This window comes from Planctomicrobium limosum, from assembly GCF_051465645.1.
Lineage (GTDB): Bacteria > Planctomycetota > Planctomycetia > Planctomycetales > Planctomycetaceae > Planctomicrobium.
Window position 1 is genome coordinate 2,411,656 of the sequence record NZ_CP195790.1, and the last position, 14,713, is coordinate 2,426,368.

General features: G+C 53.0%; 10 protein-coding genes. 5 read left to right on the top strand and 5 right to left on the bottom strand.

The window, feature by feature from the left end; all coding sequences use genetic code 11:
• The first annotated feature begins 28 nt into the window (after window positions 1–28).
• The 3 genes from SH527x_RS09045 (at window position 29) to SH527x_RS09055 (ending at window position 3,320) form a co-directional block, all read left to right on the top strand.
• Window positions 29–997 carry a 4'-phosphopantetheinyl transferase family protein gene (locus SH527x_RS09045; RefSeq protein ID WP_437194332.1) on the top strand — a complete coding sequence of 323 codons (969 nt, stop codon included), beginning with the start codon at window positions 29–31 and terminating at the stop codon, window positions 995–997.
• 213 nt (window positions 998–1,210) lie between these two features.
• A complete protein-coding gene (locus SH527x_RS09050) occupies window positions 1,211–2,308 on the top strand; it encodes a glucose 1-dehydrogenase (protein WP_437194333.1) in 1,098 nt (365 codons plus the stop codon).
• 79 nt (window positions 2,309–2,387) lie between these two features.
• Window positions 2,388–3,320, top strand: a complete 933-nt coding sequence (locus SH527x_RS09055) for a thiamine-phosphate kinase (RefSeq protein WP_437194334.1) — start codon at window positions 2,388–2,390, stop codon at window positions 3,318–3,320.
• A 31-nt stretch (window positions 3,321–3,351) separates the two neighbouring features.
• Here the strand turns inward: SH527x_RS09055 and SH527x_RS09060 are convergent, their stop codons facing one another.
• The 4 genes from SH527x_RS09060 to SH527x_RS09075 form a co-directional block, all read right to left on the bottom strand.
• Window positions 3,352–4,464, bottom strand: coding sequence for an SPFH domain-containing protein (locus SH527x_RS09060; RefSeq protein ID WP_437194335.1), 1,113 nt, complete (start codon window positions 4,462–4,464; stop codon window positions 3,352–3,354).
• 720 nt (window positions 4,465–5,184) lie between these two features.
• Complete coding sequence (locus SH527x_RS09065) at window positions 5,185–5,673, bottom strand: division/cell wall cluster transcriptional repressor MraZ (RefSeq protein ID WP_437194336.1); 489 nt, start codon at window positions 5,671–5,673, stop codon at window positions 5,185–5,187.
• Window positions 5,674–6,275: 602 nt separating this feature from the next.
• The gene (gene cobA, locus SH527x_RS09070; RefSeq protein WP_437194337.1) at window positions 6,276–7,781 is read right to left on the bottom strand and encodes a uroporphyrinogen-III C-methyltransferase; all 1,506 of its coding nucleotides are present in this window, start codon (window positions 7,779–7,781) and stop codon (window positions 6,276–6,278) included.
• Between the two features lie 142 nt (window positions 7,782–7,923).
• Window positions 7,924–8,733, bottom strand: coding sequence for a hypothetical protein (locus SH527x_RS09075; protein ID WP_437194338.1), 810 nt, complete (start codon window positions 8,731–8,733; stop codon window positions 7,924–7,926).
• Between the two features lie 581 nt (window positions 8,734–9,314).
• On the opposite strand from SH527x_RS09075, the gene SH527x_RS09080 reads away from it, so the two are divergent.
• Complete coding sequence (locus tag SH527x_RS09080) at window positions 9,315–10,097, top strand: class I SAM-dependent methyltransferase (protein ID WP_437194339.1); 783 nt, start codon at window positions 9,315–9,317, stop codon at window positions 10,095–10,097.
• Window positions 10,098–10,155: 58 nt separating this feature from the next.
• Here SH527x_RS09080 and SH527x_RS09085 read toward each other — a convergent pair whose 3' ends face one another.
• The gene (locus SH527x_RS09085) at window positions 10,156–13,299 is read right to left on the bottom strand and encodes a hypothetical protein (RefSeq protein ID WP_437194340.1); all 3,144 of its coding nucleotides are present in this window, start codon (window positions 13,297–13,299) and stop codon (window positions 10,156–10,158) included.
• Between the two features lie 605 nt (window positions 13,300–13,904).
• Here SH527x_RS09085 and SH527x_RS09090 point away from each other — a divergent pair.
• On the top strand, window positions 13,905–14,708 hold the full coding sequence (locus SH527x_RS09090; protein ID WP_437194341.1) for a hypothetical protein: 804 nt from the start codon (window positions 13,905–13,907) through the stop codon (window positions 14,706–14,708).
• The last annotated feature ends 5 nt before the right edge of the window (window positions 14,709–14,713 follow it).

A 14,713-nucleotide genomic window follows, 5' to 3' on the forward strand; every position in this document is an offset into this window, starting at 1 on the left:
GATATGATGGTGCCGCCTGATATCAGGAATGGAAGCTGCGGTCTCACTTCGAAAATGGTTCAACAGGCGAGATCAGTTGCATCCCCCACATTGCTCTGCCGGTCACATCGCCGTTGAGATCTGGCTCCTTGGCACTGAGAAATTGTCAGGACCGCTGAAAACGGAACTCCTCTCGCAGGAAGAATTGGCAAGGGCAGCACGCTATCGCCTCCCTGCGAAGCGACGCCAGTTTCTGCTGGGACGAATTCTTGGGCGACAGGTGATCGCTTCCAAGCTCGGTATCGATCCCGGGCGCATTCAATGGCCGACAACAGGAGCCCCGTTGCTGAGATGCGAAGGAAGTCCGTTGCCACTGTCTGTCAGTCTGACTCACTCTGGTAGTTACTTTGGAATCGCTCTAAGCGAGAGATATTTCAGGTCCGAGACGGCCACACCTTCTTCAAACGAGTCAAATACACTGACCGCCACTGTCGGGTTTGACTTCGAGGAAGTAGCCTCCCCGATTCATGTTTCTGCACTTTCAAGTGTCGCACTGACTCAACGAGAACGCATTTGGCTGGCCGATTTGCCAGTAGCTCAACACGTCGCAGCAGTTCGCCGACTATGGACTGCAAAAGAAGCGATTCTGAAATCACTGGAACAGGATACGCTCCCGGACCTTCCGGATTTGGATCTCACTGATTTCGTGTCTGGCAATGAGCCACCGTTCAGCCGCAGCCTCAATATTCCCTGCGTTGGCCCGATCATGCTGTCCCCAATTGTCGCCACCTCTCCAGCGACTTCTCATGAGATGAACTGGAATTTCAGTGACGATGAAACCGTCGATGCGACACTCGCCGGGATGATTGCGATTCGTCTTCCGAATCACTTGGATCAGACTTCTTTGTCGTGTTCTCTCACTTCAAGAGAGACACAAACGTCTGGAATGCGGAGTTTGTACCCTGTCAGCGAACTCGATTGTGCGTCGCTCCAGCTGAATTTCCGCCTCGCCAATTGAGCGGTGAACTCTGATCAACGCAGACGTTTGGCGTGAAAAGTGCCGCAGGACGATGTTGGGACCGGGAAATCCCCTGCCTTCAATGTCCGGTAGCGTCGTCTTCCTTCAAATTTCATTTGACCGCAATTGACAGAATCCTCCCTGTCCTGCGATGCTCTACCCCCAAATCCGCATCTCTTTAAGTTGCCAGAAGAAAAGATCGTTTCACGACTTATGAAAGCTCTCGCCGTCACTCCTGGAGTTCCCGACAGTGCGTATGTTGCTGACATCCGCGAACCTCTGGTAACAGATATCCCCGACGGCCGAGGCGTGCTGGTGCGGACGATCCAAGTCGGTGTCGATGCAACAGACGCCGAAATCAACGAAGCACTCTACGGCCGCGCGCCAGTCGGTGATCGTCACCTGGTGCTTGGGCACGAGGTGTTTGGGATCGTGGAAGAAGTCGGTCCCAATGTCAGAGATATTAAGCCAGGCGACTATGTCACCTGTACAGTCCGCCGCCCTGGCCCAACATTGTTCGACAATATCGGCCGCAACGACATCACCAGTCATCACGAATACTACGAGCGCGGAATCAACCTGCTCCACGGGTTCATGACCAAGCGGTTTGTTGATGATGCCGAGTTCATCGTCAAAGTCCCAGCCGGTCTGAAACACCTTGGCGTTCTGGCCGAGCCTGCCAGCGTCTGCGCAAAAGCGATTGAGCAAGCCTACCTCGCACAGCAACGACTTCAGGTCTGGAAACCAAAACTGGCTTTCGTCACTGGTGCCGGTCAGATCGGGTTGCTGACCACGATGATGCTGCGCCTGCGAGGTCTTGAAGTTTATACCGTCGCCCGAACACCAGATCCCGGGCTAAAAGAAGAGATTATCAAAGGGTATGGTGCGGAGTATGTCAGCACCAAGAAGGTCCCGATGGCGAAACTCGTCGAACGAGTCGGCCGTCCTGATCTGATTGTTGAAGCAACAGGTTCAAGTCAGGTTGCCTTTGAATGCATGGAACACCTGAACCTGAACGGCGCTCTCGTCTGGACCAGTGTAACCGGTGGGCAGAAGTCTCTCTCCAACTTCCCATCTGATAAAGTCAATCTGGAATGGGTGCTGGGGAACAAATTGCTGGTCGGATCAGTCAACGGAAACCGCAATCACTTTGCTTCCGCGATGTCAGACCTTGCACTGGGAGACGTGACATTTCCTGGCGTGACCGAGAAACTGCTGACCCATCCAATCGATGGTTTCAATGATCCTAAAGAGATCATGCACGAACTCACCGAGAACAAGTCGGCAATCAAAGTCTTCGTGAATATTTAGACAGTGTCGGTTAATCATCTGGCCGCGCAGTCCTCAAACAGCGGCTCGGCAGGAGCCTTACACTCCCAGAGCAGTCAACATGAGTGACAACCGACCGGAATTTGCATTGATCGAGTGGATCAGGTCCCAGTCGTCGACAAGTCCTGAAGTTCTACTGGGGATCGGAGATGATGCCGCAATCTTGGCGGCATCATCATTCGAAAGCGTGGTGACCAAAGATGTCATCATGTCTGGTGTCCATTTCACTCCAGACATGCCGTTACATCTGGTTGGTCGAAAAGCTCTCGCGGTCAACATCAGCGATATTGCTGCGATGGGGGCTCGACCGATCGCAGCCTTCATCGGAATTGTCCTTCCAAAGACATTCACCAGAGCCGACGCAGAAGCTCTCTACGCTGGGCTCCAATCTTTAGCCGCAGAGTGGAACATCGCCATCGCTGGTGGGGATACCAATAGCTGGGATGGCCCGTTGGTGATCAGTGTCACACTCATCGGACATGTTGAAGCGGGAACAGCGATTCGGCGAGATGGTGCAAAGCCGGGCGACTGGATTTTTGTCACCGGTCCACTCGGCGGCTCTCTTCCATCAGGGCGTCACCTGAATTTTACTCCCCGAGTGAAAGAGGCCCGTTCGCTGAAATCGGCTGTCTCATTACACGCGATGCTGGACTTGAGCGATGGTCTGGGAAGCGATCTGTTTCACATCCTCGACCGCAGCAATGTCGGGGCGAAGATCTTTGGCGACTCAATTCCTATCCACAGTGAAGTTGATCAAACACTCCCTTTCGCTGACCGCTTGAATCATGCGATCAGCGACGGCGAGGATTTTGAGCTCCTGTTCACGCTCTCTGCAGATGAAGGCAAGCAACTTCTGCAATCGCCGCCAGAGGGCGTTTCTGTCTTTCACATCGGCGAAATCACGGCCCAGCCTGACGCAGTGCTCATCGTCAATGAAAAGGAACACTTCCTTACTCGAACCGGTTGGGCTCATCAGTTTGGAAGTGTTCCGTAATCGACTCTCAACGCGTCTGCGAATACAGTTATTACTGTGGTGGCAGTGGAGGCGGGGTCGCTCCGAATGCATTCACGAATGCAGGAACCTGAGCTGCTGGTGTCCAGTTTCCAATTGCCGGACTCCAGATCAGAGTCTCTTTTTGAATCTGCCCTGCCTGAATTCCTGACAGAAGCGCGTTGTTGTCATATGGACCTTGTGACTGTCCATTCAGAGCAACGTGCCAGACTGCCTGCGTTGGCAACGGAGGTGGGGCAATACCACCCAAAGCAGGAGCCCCGCCTGGTTGGCCCGCCTGAACCATGCGGTTCGCCATCGCGAAGCCCATGCCAAGCCCCATTCCTTCAGCGGCACCGCCACCTGCAGGATTCTCGGCGGCCAAGGTCATTGCCTTGCCCATCTGGAACGCCTGGAACTTTTCCATGTCGCCAATCACACCCATGCTGCTTCGGGTGTCCATCGCCTTCTCGACTTCTTCCGGCAACGAGACGTTCACAATGAACATCTGCGGAATATCGAGTCCGTATTCGTCGTCGACTTTCTCCACCGCCAACTTGCGCAGTTCTTCCGACAATGATCGGTAGTTGGCCGCGAGATCCAAGGCACTGATCTTGGAACTGCCAATCAGGTCCGCAAACGCCGTTGCGATCACTGCACGGACGAGTTCTGTGACTTCATCGGCTTCAAACCGTGAATCAGTTCCGATCAACTCTTTCAGCAGCGCCTTTGGATCAGCGACCTTGATCGTGTAAGTCCCAAACGCACGCAGTCGTACCGGCCCAAAATCAGCATCACGCAACATAATGGGGTTCGGAGTTCCCCATTTCATATCTGTGATCGTGCGTGTACTGACGAAGTAGACTTCGGACTTGAAGGGGCTGTTGAACCCATACTTCCAGCCTGCGATTGTGCTGAGAATCGGCAGGTTGTCAGTGGTCAGCGTGTAATGGCCAGGCTCAAAGACGTCGGCAAGCTGCCCGTTCAGAACGAACACAGCAACCTGTCCCGGACGAACGATCAGCTGAGCCCCGTTCTTGATTTCATTCTGATAGCGAGGAAACCGCCAGGCGATTGTATGTCGTGAATCATCAACCCACTCGATGATGTCGATCAGTTCATTACGAAGCTTGTCGAAAATCCCCATGGTGGACTCCTCTGATAGCGCGCGGACAGAAACATCGGTCGTGGCCAACATGAACATGCCACAGAATTCCAACCGAAGCAATTGAGTATGAATTCTACTGGAGTCTTGAAAAGAGTGGAAATCGCACAGACATGAAAAGTCGCAAGTCTGGAGTGAGAGCATTGCAGTCCAGGTTCAACGCCTGAGGCTGATTGATGCTCAATACGACAAATTGCGTCTGTACGAACCTTCCTCAAGAGTGATGTTGCTTAAGATCGCAACACCCATTCATCACACAGGAACAGACTCCGGGCGAGTCGCTCACTGCAAGGCTTAGAAATCAGAACGAGAGATCATTGAACCGGGAAATAAAACATGCCCAGCGACATTTGAGAAAGTGGCATCCATGCCGAATTCCATCCATGGTACCGAGTGTGGGGCTCGGGAGTGTTGAGTGAGACTTTCTCGAAGTCGCCGGGCATGGTTCTGAACCCGAATTAGTGAGAAATGAACTGCCTTGCCAAAGGGTGATCTTCACCAGAATGCAATTTCCATCGAAGCACCCTCCTGGGTTCGATGAACATGCAATGAAGAAACATTCCAATGGCGATTTGGACTTAAAAGCTGCAGGCAAACATGCTGCCAATTCAGCGAGAAACCTTGTCGGTGATCCACGATCCTTCGCGATCTTCGACAGTCGGTACTCAACAATTGGCATATCAGAAAAATCAGTTTCAGACTTCAGCCTGAGAGCTCGTTGAAAAGCTCACTAAAGCCAGGCATGTCATTCTTCAGCTGATCCATCCATGCTTGAGGTTGCCAGATCTCAACGCAAACCACGGCCCCGACAACCACGACTTCCCCACCTTTAGGGACGTCGAGGAATTCGCGAAATCCCTCCGGAATCAAAAGTCGAGAGCGGTTTGCAAGGCTCACATTTGTGGCCCGAGTTGAAAGAAGTCTGCCGAGCCGTTGAACGTCAGTCCATCGTTGTTCCATACGTCCGGCGTTGATCTTCTTGCGAATGAGAGAGACTCCGTCCTCCATTCGCTGACGCCATTCATCTGCTTTCCACAGACTGAGACAACCATAGCGTTCCTTCGCCAAGATCGTCTCACCAGCATCATCAGTGACACCCGTCGAAAACTCAGTCGGCAGTGTCAATCGAAACCGTTCGTCAAGTGCCCGACGATATTCACCTGTCAGAAAGATTGGTGTTTTGTCGGACATAGATATTGAACGATTAAAGTGCCTAAAGACTTCACCAGTCTATTGGGTTCACTTCCCACTTTCAATGAGTTTCTAAAGAGCTTTGTGGGCTATGTTCCCACGGAGATGGATATTACCCTGATCGTTGCCGGGGTCAATCCGATTGAGGCGATTTTGCTGACTTTGTCGGAAGTTGATTTCAGGGAACGATGATGAATCTTCATGGTCAGTGAACACTGAGAAGGCACGAACAAATCCAATGACTGAAAAAAGACTGGGAATGTGTCCGAGAGCCACTCACATTGACTCATCTCGATTCCTTTGAAGAGGGCACTTTGGGGCCCCTGATAACGTTGACGCGAAGCATCACGAGCCTCACCACAAGCGATGGTGACTCAGTAGAAGAGTGGCATGAATGCCGCAGAAACGTCCGACGTCAGCATTGTGGGAAACCTGCCCACAAGACCTGCGACATGAACCTCAGGCGTGGACGAACAGCCTCAAAGAACAGCTGACAAACACAACGTGGGGCGTTGCCGATCGCGGAGGATCACTGAAGCGAAAAAGCACCGTGATCACTGCCAATCACGGTGCTTCGCAGAGTCGGAGATCTCAACTGCTTTTTATATCGATGCCGACTGAATCGCCTCAAAGATTCCATCCCATGTGTAGACCTTCGCAACGACAGCAACAGGCAGACCAACCTCTGCTGCCGCCGCTTCTGTCACGGGACTGATGGCAGCAAATCGAGTTCGCGTGATTTGCTCTGGCGACAACAACCTCGCCACATTTCGTGCAATGCTCGGGCTGCTGAGTGCGATCCAGTTCAACTCTCCTGCATCCAGCTGTTCGACGACTTCGCGAGGAAACTCATCAACATCGCCATGCTTGTAGACAACCAATGATTCAAAGCGTGCTCCTGCTGCAATAAGTTGCTCAGGAATGACATCTCGTCCTCGGCTCGCTCGCGGCCAGAGAACTCGCTTGCCAGCAACATGCGGGACCAGTGCAGCGGCCAGCGCCTCACCTCGATACTCTTCCGGAACGACATCGGCACGGAGTCGATACTGATGAAGATGCTCAGCCGTCGCAGGACCAATTGCCGCGAGCTTTACATTCGCAAGTTGTCTCGCATCTCCTCCACGATCCCAAAGCCGGCCAAGCAGCGCATCGACGGAGTTGACGCTCGTAAAGATCAGCCAGTCATACTCGGCAATTCGATCGAGCACCGCATCCACTTCACTCCAATCTTCGAGAGACTGAATATCGATCGTGGGCATCAATACTGGTTGGGCCCCGAGTTCAATCGCTCGATTGATCGCCGCATCAGTATGGCCCTCAGGGCGAGTGATCCCGATTCGAACACCGATCAGCGGCAATTTCTCGAACCAGTTGATGACCTCTCGCTGCTTGACACATTCACCAACGACAATCAACGAGGGAGCATGCAACTGAGCCGATCGAACGATCTCAGGAATTTCCCGCAACGATCCAGCAACCGTTCTTTGCAATGGGGTACTTCCCCGAGAGATGACAACGACAGGCGTCTCTCCGGACTTCCCGTGCTCTTGAAGAGTCCGCGAAATTTGACCAATGCGATGCAATCCCATGTAGAAGACCAATGTCCCTGGGAACTTCGCCAGCACATCATAATCGAGGGCGGTCTCCTGCTTCGTCGGATCTTCGTGTCCGGTAACGAATGCAACAGCAGACGCAACATCCCGATGAGTCAATGAGATCCCGGCGTAAACAGCAGCTGCAGTGGCTGCTGTGATTCCCGGGACGACTTCGAATGGGATTCCCTCAGCAGCGAGCGCGGCAGCCTCTTCGCTTCCACGTCCAAAGATGTAGGGATCTCCCCCCTTCAGACGGCAGACCGTTTTCCCTGATTTCGCAGCTTCAATCAGATGACGATTGATCTCATCCTGATCCAGCCACCGTCCGGAACCGGTTCCCACTCGACAGGTTCGCTCGGCGTTCACACGTGCGTGACGCAGAAGCAGCGGATTCACCAATCCGTCATAAAGAACAATGTCTGCTTCAGCGAGGCAGCGCTGGCCCTTCAGCGTGAGTAATCCGGGATCACCGGGGCCAGCACCAACCAGATAGACTTTACCGACATCAGACATGGGAGCGAATTCAGTTGAGAACGAACAATAGACACCCACCGAAGTTGAACAAACCCTGCAGTCCAACTCGCGGTGTCAATCAATTCAGCAACTGTAAGGCATCCACAACCAAAATTCGAACCCCTGTGCCATTCCCTCTGGACTATTTGGCCAGCACGGATTCTGCACCATCTCCGGTTGCAGTCGCCTGCATCACTTCTGTCACTGTCGTCGCAGGCTGAAAATCAGATCTCAGATCCGTTGACCCCTTCCGCTCTGTGACCGTTGTGGAAGTCCACTTCACGATTCCAAACGGAAACTCAGGGGCGAGCGTGACTTCACTGTTCGTGGTAATGCGAGCCATCGCTGTCTCGGTCACTCGACTTCCAGTTTCGACTTTGCCGGAGAATGAACCAGCCTGCACTGTCACCTGTTCGCTGGCTTCTGGGACATTCTTCTCAGGGTAATGCTGCATCAATGAAACAAACGGATACAGCTGAAAGACTCCGGCTGTGATCTCTTCAACAGCAGCGTCACCGCTTTTACGGGACCCCTTAATAACAGGCAGATGCGAAATAAACGCCTTACGTTCTCCGACAACCGTCTCGAAATTCTCACCGTTCACCGCAGATTCCGGCACGAGAATCTTATAGATCTGTGCTCCACCTGGTCCGGTCTCCAGCACGCCCTCTTTCGCCAATCCTGTTTCGACACTCAGCTCCAGCCAACGCGCCGGTACAGTTTGTCCGCGGTATTCTGCCTGCTCGGAGCCGACAGACTTAATCGTGAGGTTGCGGCGCCACTCCAGTTTCAGATCCCCTTCGTTGGAATCCGGACGCTTCGTCTCCTGCGTGACAGTCCCTTCGTATTTCACCCAGGTTCCGTCCTTCGGGAGATTCCGAATCAATCCCTGAGCAGAGGCAGTTCCACACATCAACGCAAGAACGCCGCACAGACTGAATGCCCACTTCATGAATCACTCCGCATCAGACCGGTTAGGTCTATCCTGTGGCCGAGCAGCAGCCTTCCCGACAGGGAAGAAAATCATCCCGCAATGAAGGCTGAATCCCGCGTGCCAGTTACGTCACACTATTCCGAGAATTGCCCTGACAGACGCAACGTTACTCTTGAAATATTGTCTTGAAATCTCTCAGACGAAGCCATTGTTTATACGAAATTTACGCGATGATCGAAAAGCATCTCTGTTAGAATTTGGCAAAGAATCGAGCGTTACGGCCGAATCAATCGCTGTGACTGGTCTTCACCTCCCATTCAAATTCGAATCGATCATTGACTGACACTGAATTGTCCGTTCAACATGCCCAAACAAGCATGCGCAGAACTCGCGGTCGAACTGGTTCAATCTGCGGGAGCGGATCGCACAACAGACAAACTTGATACAGTCTATAGAACTAGTTTCATCAGAAAATCAGATCGCTTCGGTACCATGCAGCGACATGCGGTCTGTTCGCCAAACACAGATCCCGCTGATACCGATACGTCATCCTGACCCAGTACAACTCCGGCATCGCTTCTCACCAGGGAACCTTGAACATGCGTCTTCTGATCGTTGGATTCGTTCTGGGGGTCCTGTTTGTCTCCCCCGCCCTGTGTGAAGAACCGACAGCGTCCCCCGGCAAGTCCGTACCCGGCTCATCCAAGCGATACGCGCACAAACAGATCCACGACCCGAACGGGATCGGCAAGTTTTATTTTGGTCGTGAGATTGCCAGAGTGATGGGCCACCCCGGCATTGCATGGCTTGAGCGACCTGAACGCGAAGAAGAAGAGCGTCTCTCACTACTGATCGAAAGTCTGAAACTGGAACCCGGCATGGTCGTCGCCGACATTGGAGCCGGTTCTGGTGTGATCACAATCCCACTTGCCAAAGCAGTGGGCCCTGAAGGACGCGTAATGGCCGTCGACATTCAAAAAGAAATGTTGCGGGCTCTGGAATTCAAGTGCAAAGGACTCGGAGTCGAAAATGTGACCCCGGTCCTTGGGAAGACATTTTCACCGAACCTGGACGACGAGAGCATTGATCTGGCGATCATGGTCGACGTGTACCACGAGTTCAATCTGCCCTACGAAATGCTTCTGGCGATCTCCAAATCACTGAAGCCCGGCGGCCGCATCGCATTTGTGGAATACCGAAAAGAGGACCCTTCAGTTCCTATCAAAGAGGTCCACAAGATGTCGGAAGCCCAGGTCAAACTCGAAGCGTCACAACCAGAGTTTCAACTGGAATGGGTCGAAACATTCCCCAAGCTCCCACGTCAGCATGTCATCCTCTTCAAGAAGAACACGACTGGGTCGACAGGGTCGCCTGCGAAATAAGCGGCGTCCTGAGAACCCGTATAAGCGACTTCAGGAGACAACAAAGCCTGACAAGGCCCTAGCGAATTCCGAGGAGGGAGTTCAGCTGCATTGAGCTACTTCCGTAGCTTCCAAACTTCGGCTCCAGCGACAGGGCCACGCCGACGTTGTCTCGGCTGCGGTCATAGCCAATTCCGAAGTGCAGCAGGAAGAACTCTCCGATTCTCGTGATAGTGACCGACTCTCCACGATCGATCCCCTCTGCAACGTCAAACTGAGCCGCCGCTGTCATCACGTAAAGGTTCGGGCTGAGCACATAAGACAAGCTTCCAGTGATCAGACGGCTTTCAATCGAGCCGACATTGACCTGACGATAGCCGAGATACAGGCTTCCTCTGGCGGATCTTTGATGCAGAATCCCTGCATTCCAAACCCGTTGGCCGTCCTCGAAAATGTCCCAGACGCCGTTCGCAACGAACGAGGTCCGCTGGCTGACATGCCACGCATAGCGGCTGTTGATCAGCCCTAATGTTTCGCCAAAGTTGTCCTGATCTGCATTCGGGAAAATCGCCGTTCCCAGATCAAACTCCATCCAGTCGACAACGCGTGAATCCTCAGCTGGTCCCACTTTTGTCTGCCAGCGATGTCGCATTCCCAACCAGAGTGTGTGCTGGTCATCAACGAGTTCATGAGTTGTTCCGGTAATCGACCGACCTGCTCCGGAGCGAACTGCATAGTATCTTGGGTCCATATAGGCAGGCACCGGAGCGCCCCCCAATTCGACTGGAGAAAGTCGCTCCCTGAATCGCTCCTGAGCATCTTCATCAAATGCGTTGTACTGCGCGACTTGATCCAGACTTTCCGACGAGTCTCCGTAGTAATACTCGGCGTCAAACACAACTTTGTGAGCCAGCCCGTTCAACCCCAGAATGGAGTTGCGCACTTCAGGCATATACTTCGAGAACTGGACGCTCGCTTTGATCCCGGCCGTTCCCCAGGCGCGGTCCATCGTGCTTCCCGTTAAATCCTCTCCCCAGTGTGCCAGTTCTCCCATGACATACGGAACGACATGCACAGGCCCGAGATCAAACGGCATATTCAATTCATGCCGAGTCATTGCCACTTCACCTTCGACATTGGCGAAATATGGCAATGGCTGGAATGGGTCGATTGTCGGATCGAATGGAGCTTCGGCAGGCTTCAATTGGCCATATCCGACCATGGAGTGCGAGTTCCAGATCACCGGGCTATTCAGAATCGGTTGTCCGAGGACCGTCAGATCTCCACGAGGCAACCAGTTGGTTGAATCCGTGAAGTCATTCGAACGAATCGAGCCCATCAGAGTCGCTGTGACATTGTCAATCTGATGGTTCAGCACCAGAGAGTTTTCCAGGTCTTTCTGATTGTCCCATTCCGGTTCGAAATACTGCTCCATGAAGTTGCGGTCACTGACGTAACCGATCTCTGACTGCAACCAGGTAAAATCACTGAATGTCGTGCGATTCCGGAAGATCACCCGACCACGATTGTCGTCTGCCAACGGCAGGTCTCTGCGGCCTAACCCCAGATTGTCTTCGCCATGATCATTGAGATAGTACGCTTGCCCCCATCCTTCGTTCCGCACAGGATTCCCAAACAAGAGCGAGTCAAACTCAAATTTCGACCGCACCCCACCGCCGGGCCCACGACGCGAGAAGAAATCCGCCTGAGCCTGTAGATCGATACCCGGATCTAATCGCAATCCCAGTATGGTTTCCAGATCCCAGGCCGTTTCAACTGTGGCTCCGAACATCCCGGAATAGCCGATATTGAATTTCCGCACCGGGATCTGTGGGTCCTGTGCCGGACTTGCGAGATACGGAGCCACAAAGATCGGAACATCTTCAACGAAGATCGTATTGTTCAAACTGGTCGCGACGAACATTCCCCCGGCAGGCGCACCCGTTTCAGGATCAATCCGCCCCGGTGGTCCAAGAAATTGTTCTTCCAGAAAGACATCGCTCGCCTGAATCCGGTACTTCGGTTTGCCGAACTCGCTGGTTGTGAAGAAGGCGTCTTTCGCCTGATATTTGTTCTCGGAAAGCTGACGAACTTCCGCCGCACGCAAACGCAATGTTCCCTGTAGATCAGGCAACATGGTTCGCAATTCCGCATTCATCGCGAGGCCACGACGTTGATTGACATCGTAGAACGCATGAGAGGCTCGAATATCGTTATTCCCCTGTCGAACAACAATATTCCCTTCCAGATACACCTGAAACGGCGTCTGAGAATCGATATCGAATCCACCCAACTCGCCAATATGGTTGGCATCGGTCCAGATCACCGCCCGATCTGCTGTCAGGTCAACTCGCGACAGCACCATCTGACCGCCCACATTCAACGGAACGTTGTCGACAACGATATTCACACCGCCAGTCAGCGTCACCACGTATTCAGGCGGGATCGATCCTTCCGAGATCTCCCCTTTGGCTTCCAGTCGTCCCCCCAGAAAACGAGGGGAGATTGTCACATGCTGCTGAATCCGCTGTGGCCCCGGGGCTGGAAAGAAACTCCCGCTTAAGTCCGGCGGAGATGAAGGAATCTGTGCGAGATCGGCCGAGATTGGAGACATCCCGCCGGGTCGTTCAAACGAATATTGAGTCAGTTGAATGTTCTGTCCGAGTTCCCCACGACGCTGACGGGCGCGCTGATAGACAGGATCTTCGATCGCCCCCTTGATTTTAACTGGTGACCGTCCGTGCCATTCATATGGACCGGACGTTTCCAGTTCGACCAACAGGTAAGGCTTCTGTTCTCGATGTGTCGGACTTAACGCAACTGCCGAAAATTCTGAGTTCGATTCGAGATACGCAAGAATCCGTTTGCGAGAACTGCCTTCGGTCGGCTGTTCCCAAAGAACCATCAGCGGAGCCGTCCACTGCTTCTGCCCCAATGTGATCTGGCAGTTCCCTTTCAGGATGAGAACCGATTCATCTCCGTCATCAAACCCGGACGTGAAATCGGATTTCAGAACCAACGATGCCTGATCCTGTCCCGAAAACGCCGTCGTCTTCTCCGCAGCCAGACTATGGCCCAGCTGCCCCCCGGATGTCGCCCCTTGTGAAGTTGCAGGTGACGTCGCATTGAACGGCTCCTGTGCGCGCACCACTGACGTTGCGACCAGCCAAATGGCTAGCGCAAGCAGCAGGCTTCCTGCACATTGCGGTCGGTATTTCGACACGCGGAATCCGTTCGCGAGTAGGGACGAAATGACACTGAATCAATCAGTGCCTTCAGCTAATGCCTCGTGCATCAGTTGAAGGTTTGAAACGACGTTATCTGGACCGAAAATGGTCGCGAGTTTTCTGCGCAGCAACGATTCCGGTCCGAAACAGACGGAATCCTGTGACACAGGACGGGAGGATCAAATCCATGATTTGCTAACGGTGAGTTTTTCGAATTGAAGCTGAAAGTCTGCAGTAGTCAGTAGTTGCGCCTTGTCTGCGAATCTGGAATGGCGAATGCATTCTTCGGAAACGAGGCAATTCAAGGACGATATGCGGCCGGAGTATATGGCAGCTTTAAAAATTGAGTCAATAAGTCTCGAATTCATTCAAGTTTCAGCGGTCGAAGGGAAACAGATCTCAAATTCGACATTGACCCCATTCGACAAAACCGGATAAGAATCCCCACCGTCTCTCGGCAAATTCTGCCGGTCGTTCACACGAAACTGACACTTCACCTGAGCGACACCCGGACCTCATGAGACAGCAGTGAACTCACGAGGCTCCAGCAACACCTCAATTTGACACCGAACTCCTGTTCGCCCTTCAAAGCACGTAACTGATGGTCCAATCCCACACCACATCCAGAGCCGTTTGGTCAGCCGTCGTGCTACTGGGATGTGCGTCTGTGGCTCTGGCGTATTGGCAGCCAGATCTGATTCCCGCTCGAAGCGCTCACGCGAATCAGGGAATCGTGCTGCTTTCCGAATTTCCAATCGAACAGGAATTGGGAGATTCGCTTCTGCGCGAAATCTCTCTCGTGCAAACCGACGTCATCACACTCCTGCAACTTCCACAGGATTCCAGACGAGTCACAGTCCATCTGTTCGCGTCACGGGAAACATACCTCGAGTATGTTCAGAAGCATTACCCGGAAGCCGTTGATCGCAACGCACTGTTCGTGCATGAAAATAATGAATCCCGTGTGCTGGTGTATCAGCATTCAGAACTACTGAACGATCTGCGTCACGAATGCACGCATGCGGTCCTTCACAACGTTTATGAATCGTTGCCGCTTTGGCTGGACGAAGGGCTGGCGGAATACTTTGAAGTCGCGCAATCTGACCGAACCGAGGGGAATCCCTATCTCCCTGAACTCAAATCCCTGATCGAGTCCGACTGGAAGCCGAACCTCGCGCATCTGGAAGGCTTAAAGTCACTTAGGGAAATTACCAGAGACGATTACCGGGAAAGCTGGGCCTGGACCCACTTCCTGATCCACGGCGAAGGGCAAGTCAGGCAAGTTCTTCATGATCACCTGCTTGAATCGCGTGGCAATCACAAAAAATCCCAATTAAGTGGGAGATTACAAGCCTGTTTCGCCGACCCCGAAATAGAGCTGATATCACATCTCACCAATTGGTAGCGGCT

Bases quoted from the DNA above. Each gene is read 5' to 3' on its own strand.
- SH527x_RS09090 (WP_437194341.1), top strand. From the start codon at position 13,905: ATGGTCCAATCCCACACCACATCCAGAGCCGTTTGGTCAGCCGTCGTG.
- SH527x_RS09055 (WP_437194334.1), top strand. From the start codon at position 2,388: ATGAGTGACAACCGACCGGAATTTGCATTGATCGAGTGGATCAGGTCC.
- SH527x_RS09045 (WP_437194332.1), top strand. From the start codon at position 29: ATGGAAGCTGCGGTCTCACTTCGAAAATGGTTCAACAGGCGAGATCAG.
- SH527x_RS09050 (WP_437194333.1), top strand. From the start codon at position 1,211: ATGAAAGCTCTCGCCGTCACTCCTGGAGTTCCCGACAGTGCGTATGTT.
- SH527x_RS09080 (WP_437194339.1), top strand. From the start codon at position 9,315: ATGCGTCTTCTGATCGTTGGATTCGTTCTGGGGGTCCTGTTTGTCTCC.
- cobA (WP_437194337.1), bottom strand. From the start codon at position 7,781: ATGTCTGATGTCGGTAAAGTCTATCTGGTTGGTGCTGGCCCCGGTGAT.
- SH527x_RS09065 (WP_437194336.1), bottom strand. From the start codon at position 5,673: ATGTCCGACAAAACACCAATCTTTCTGACAGGTGAATATCGTCGGGCA.
- SH527x_RS09075 (WP_437194338.1), bottom strand. From the start codon at position 8,733: ATGAAGTGGGCATTCAGTCTGTGCGGCGTTCTTGCGTTGATGTGTGGA.
- SH527x_RS09060 (WP_437194335.1), bottom strand. From the start codon at position 4,464: ATGGGGATTTTCGACAAGCTTCGTAATGAACTGATCGACATCATCGAG.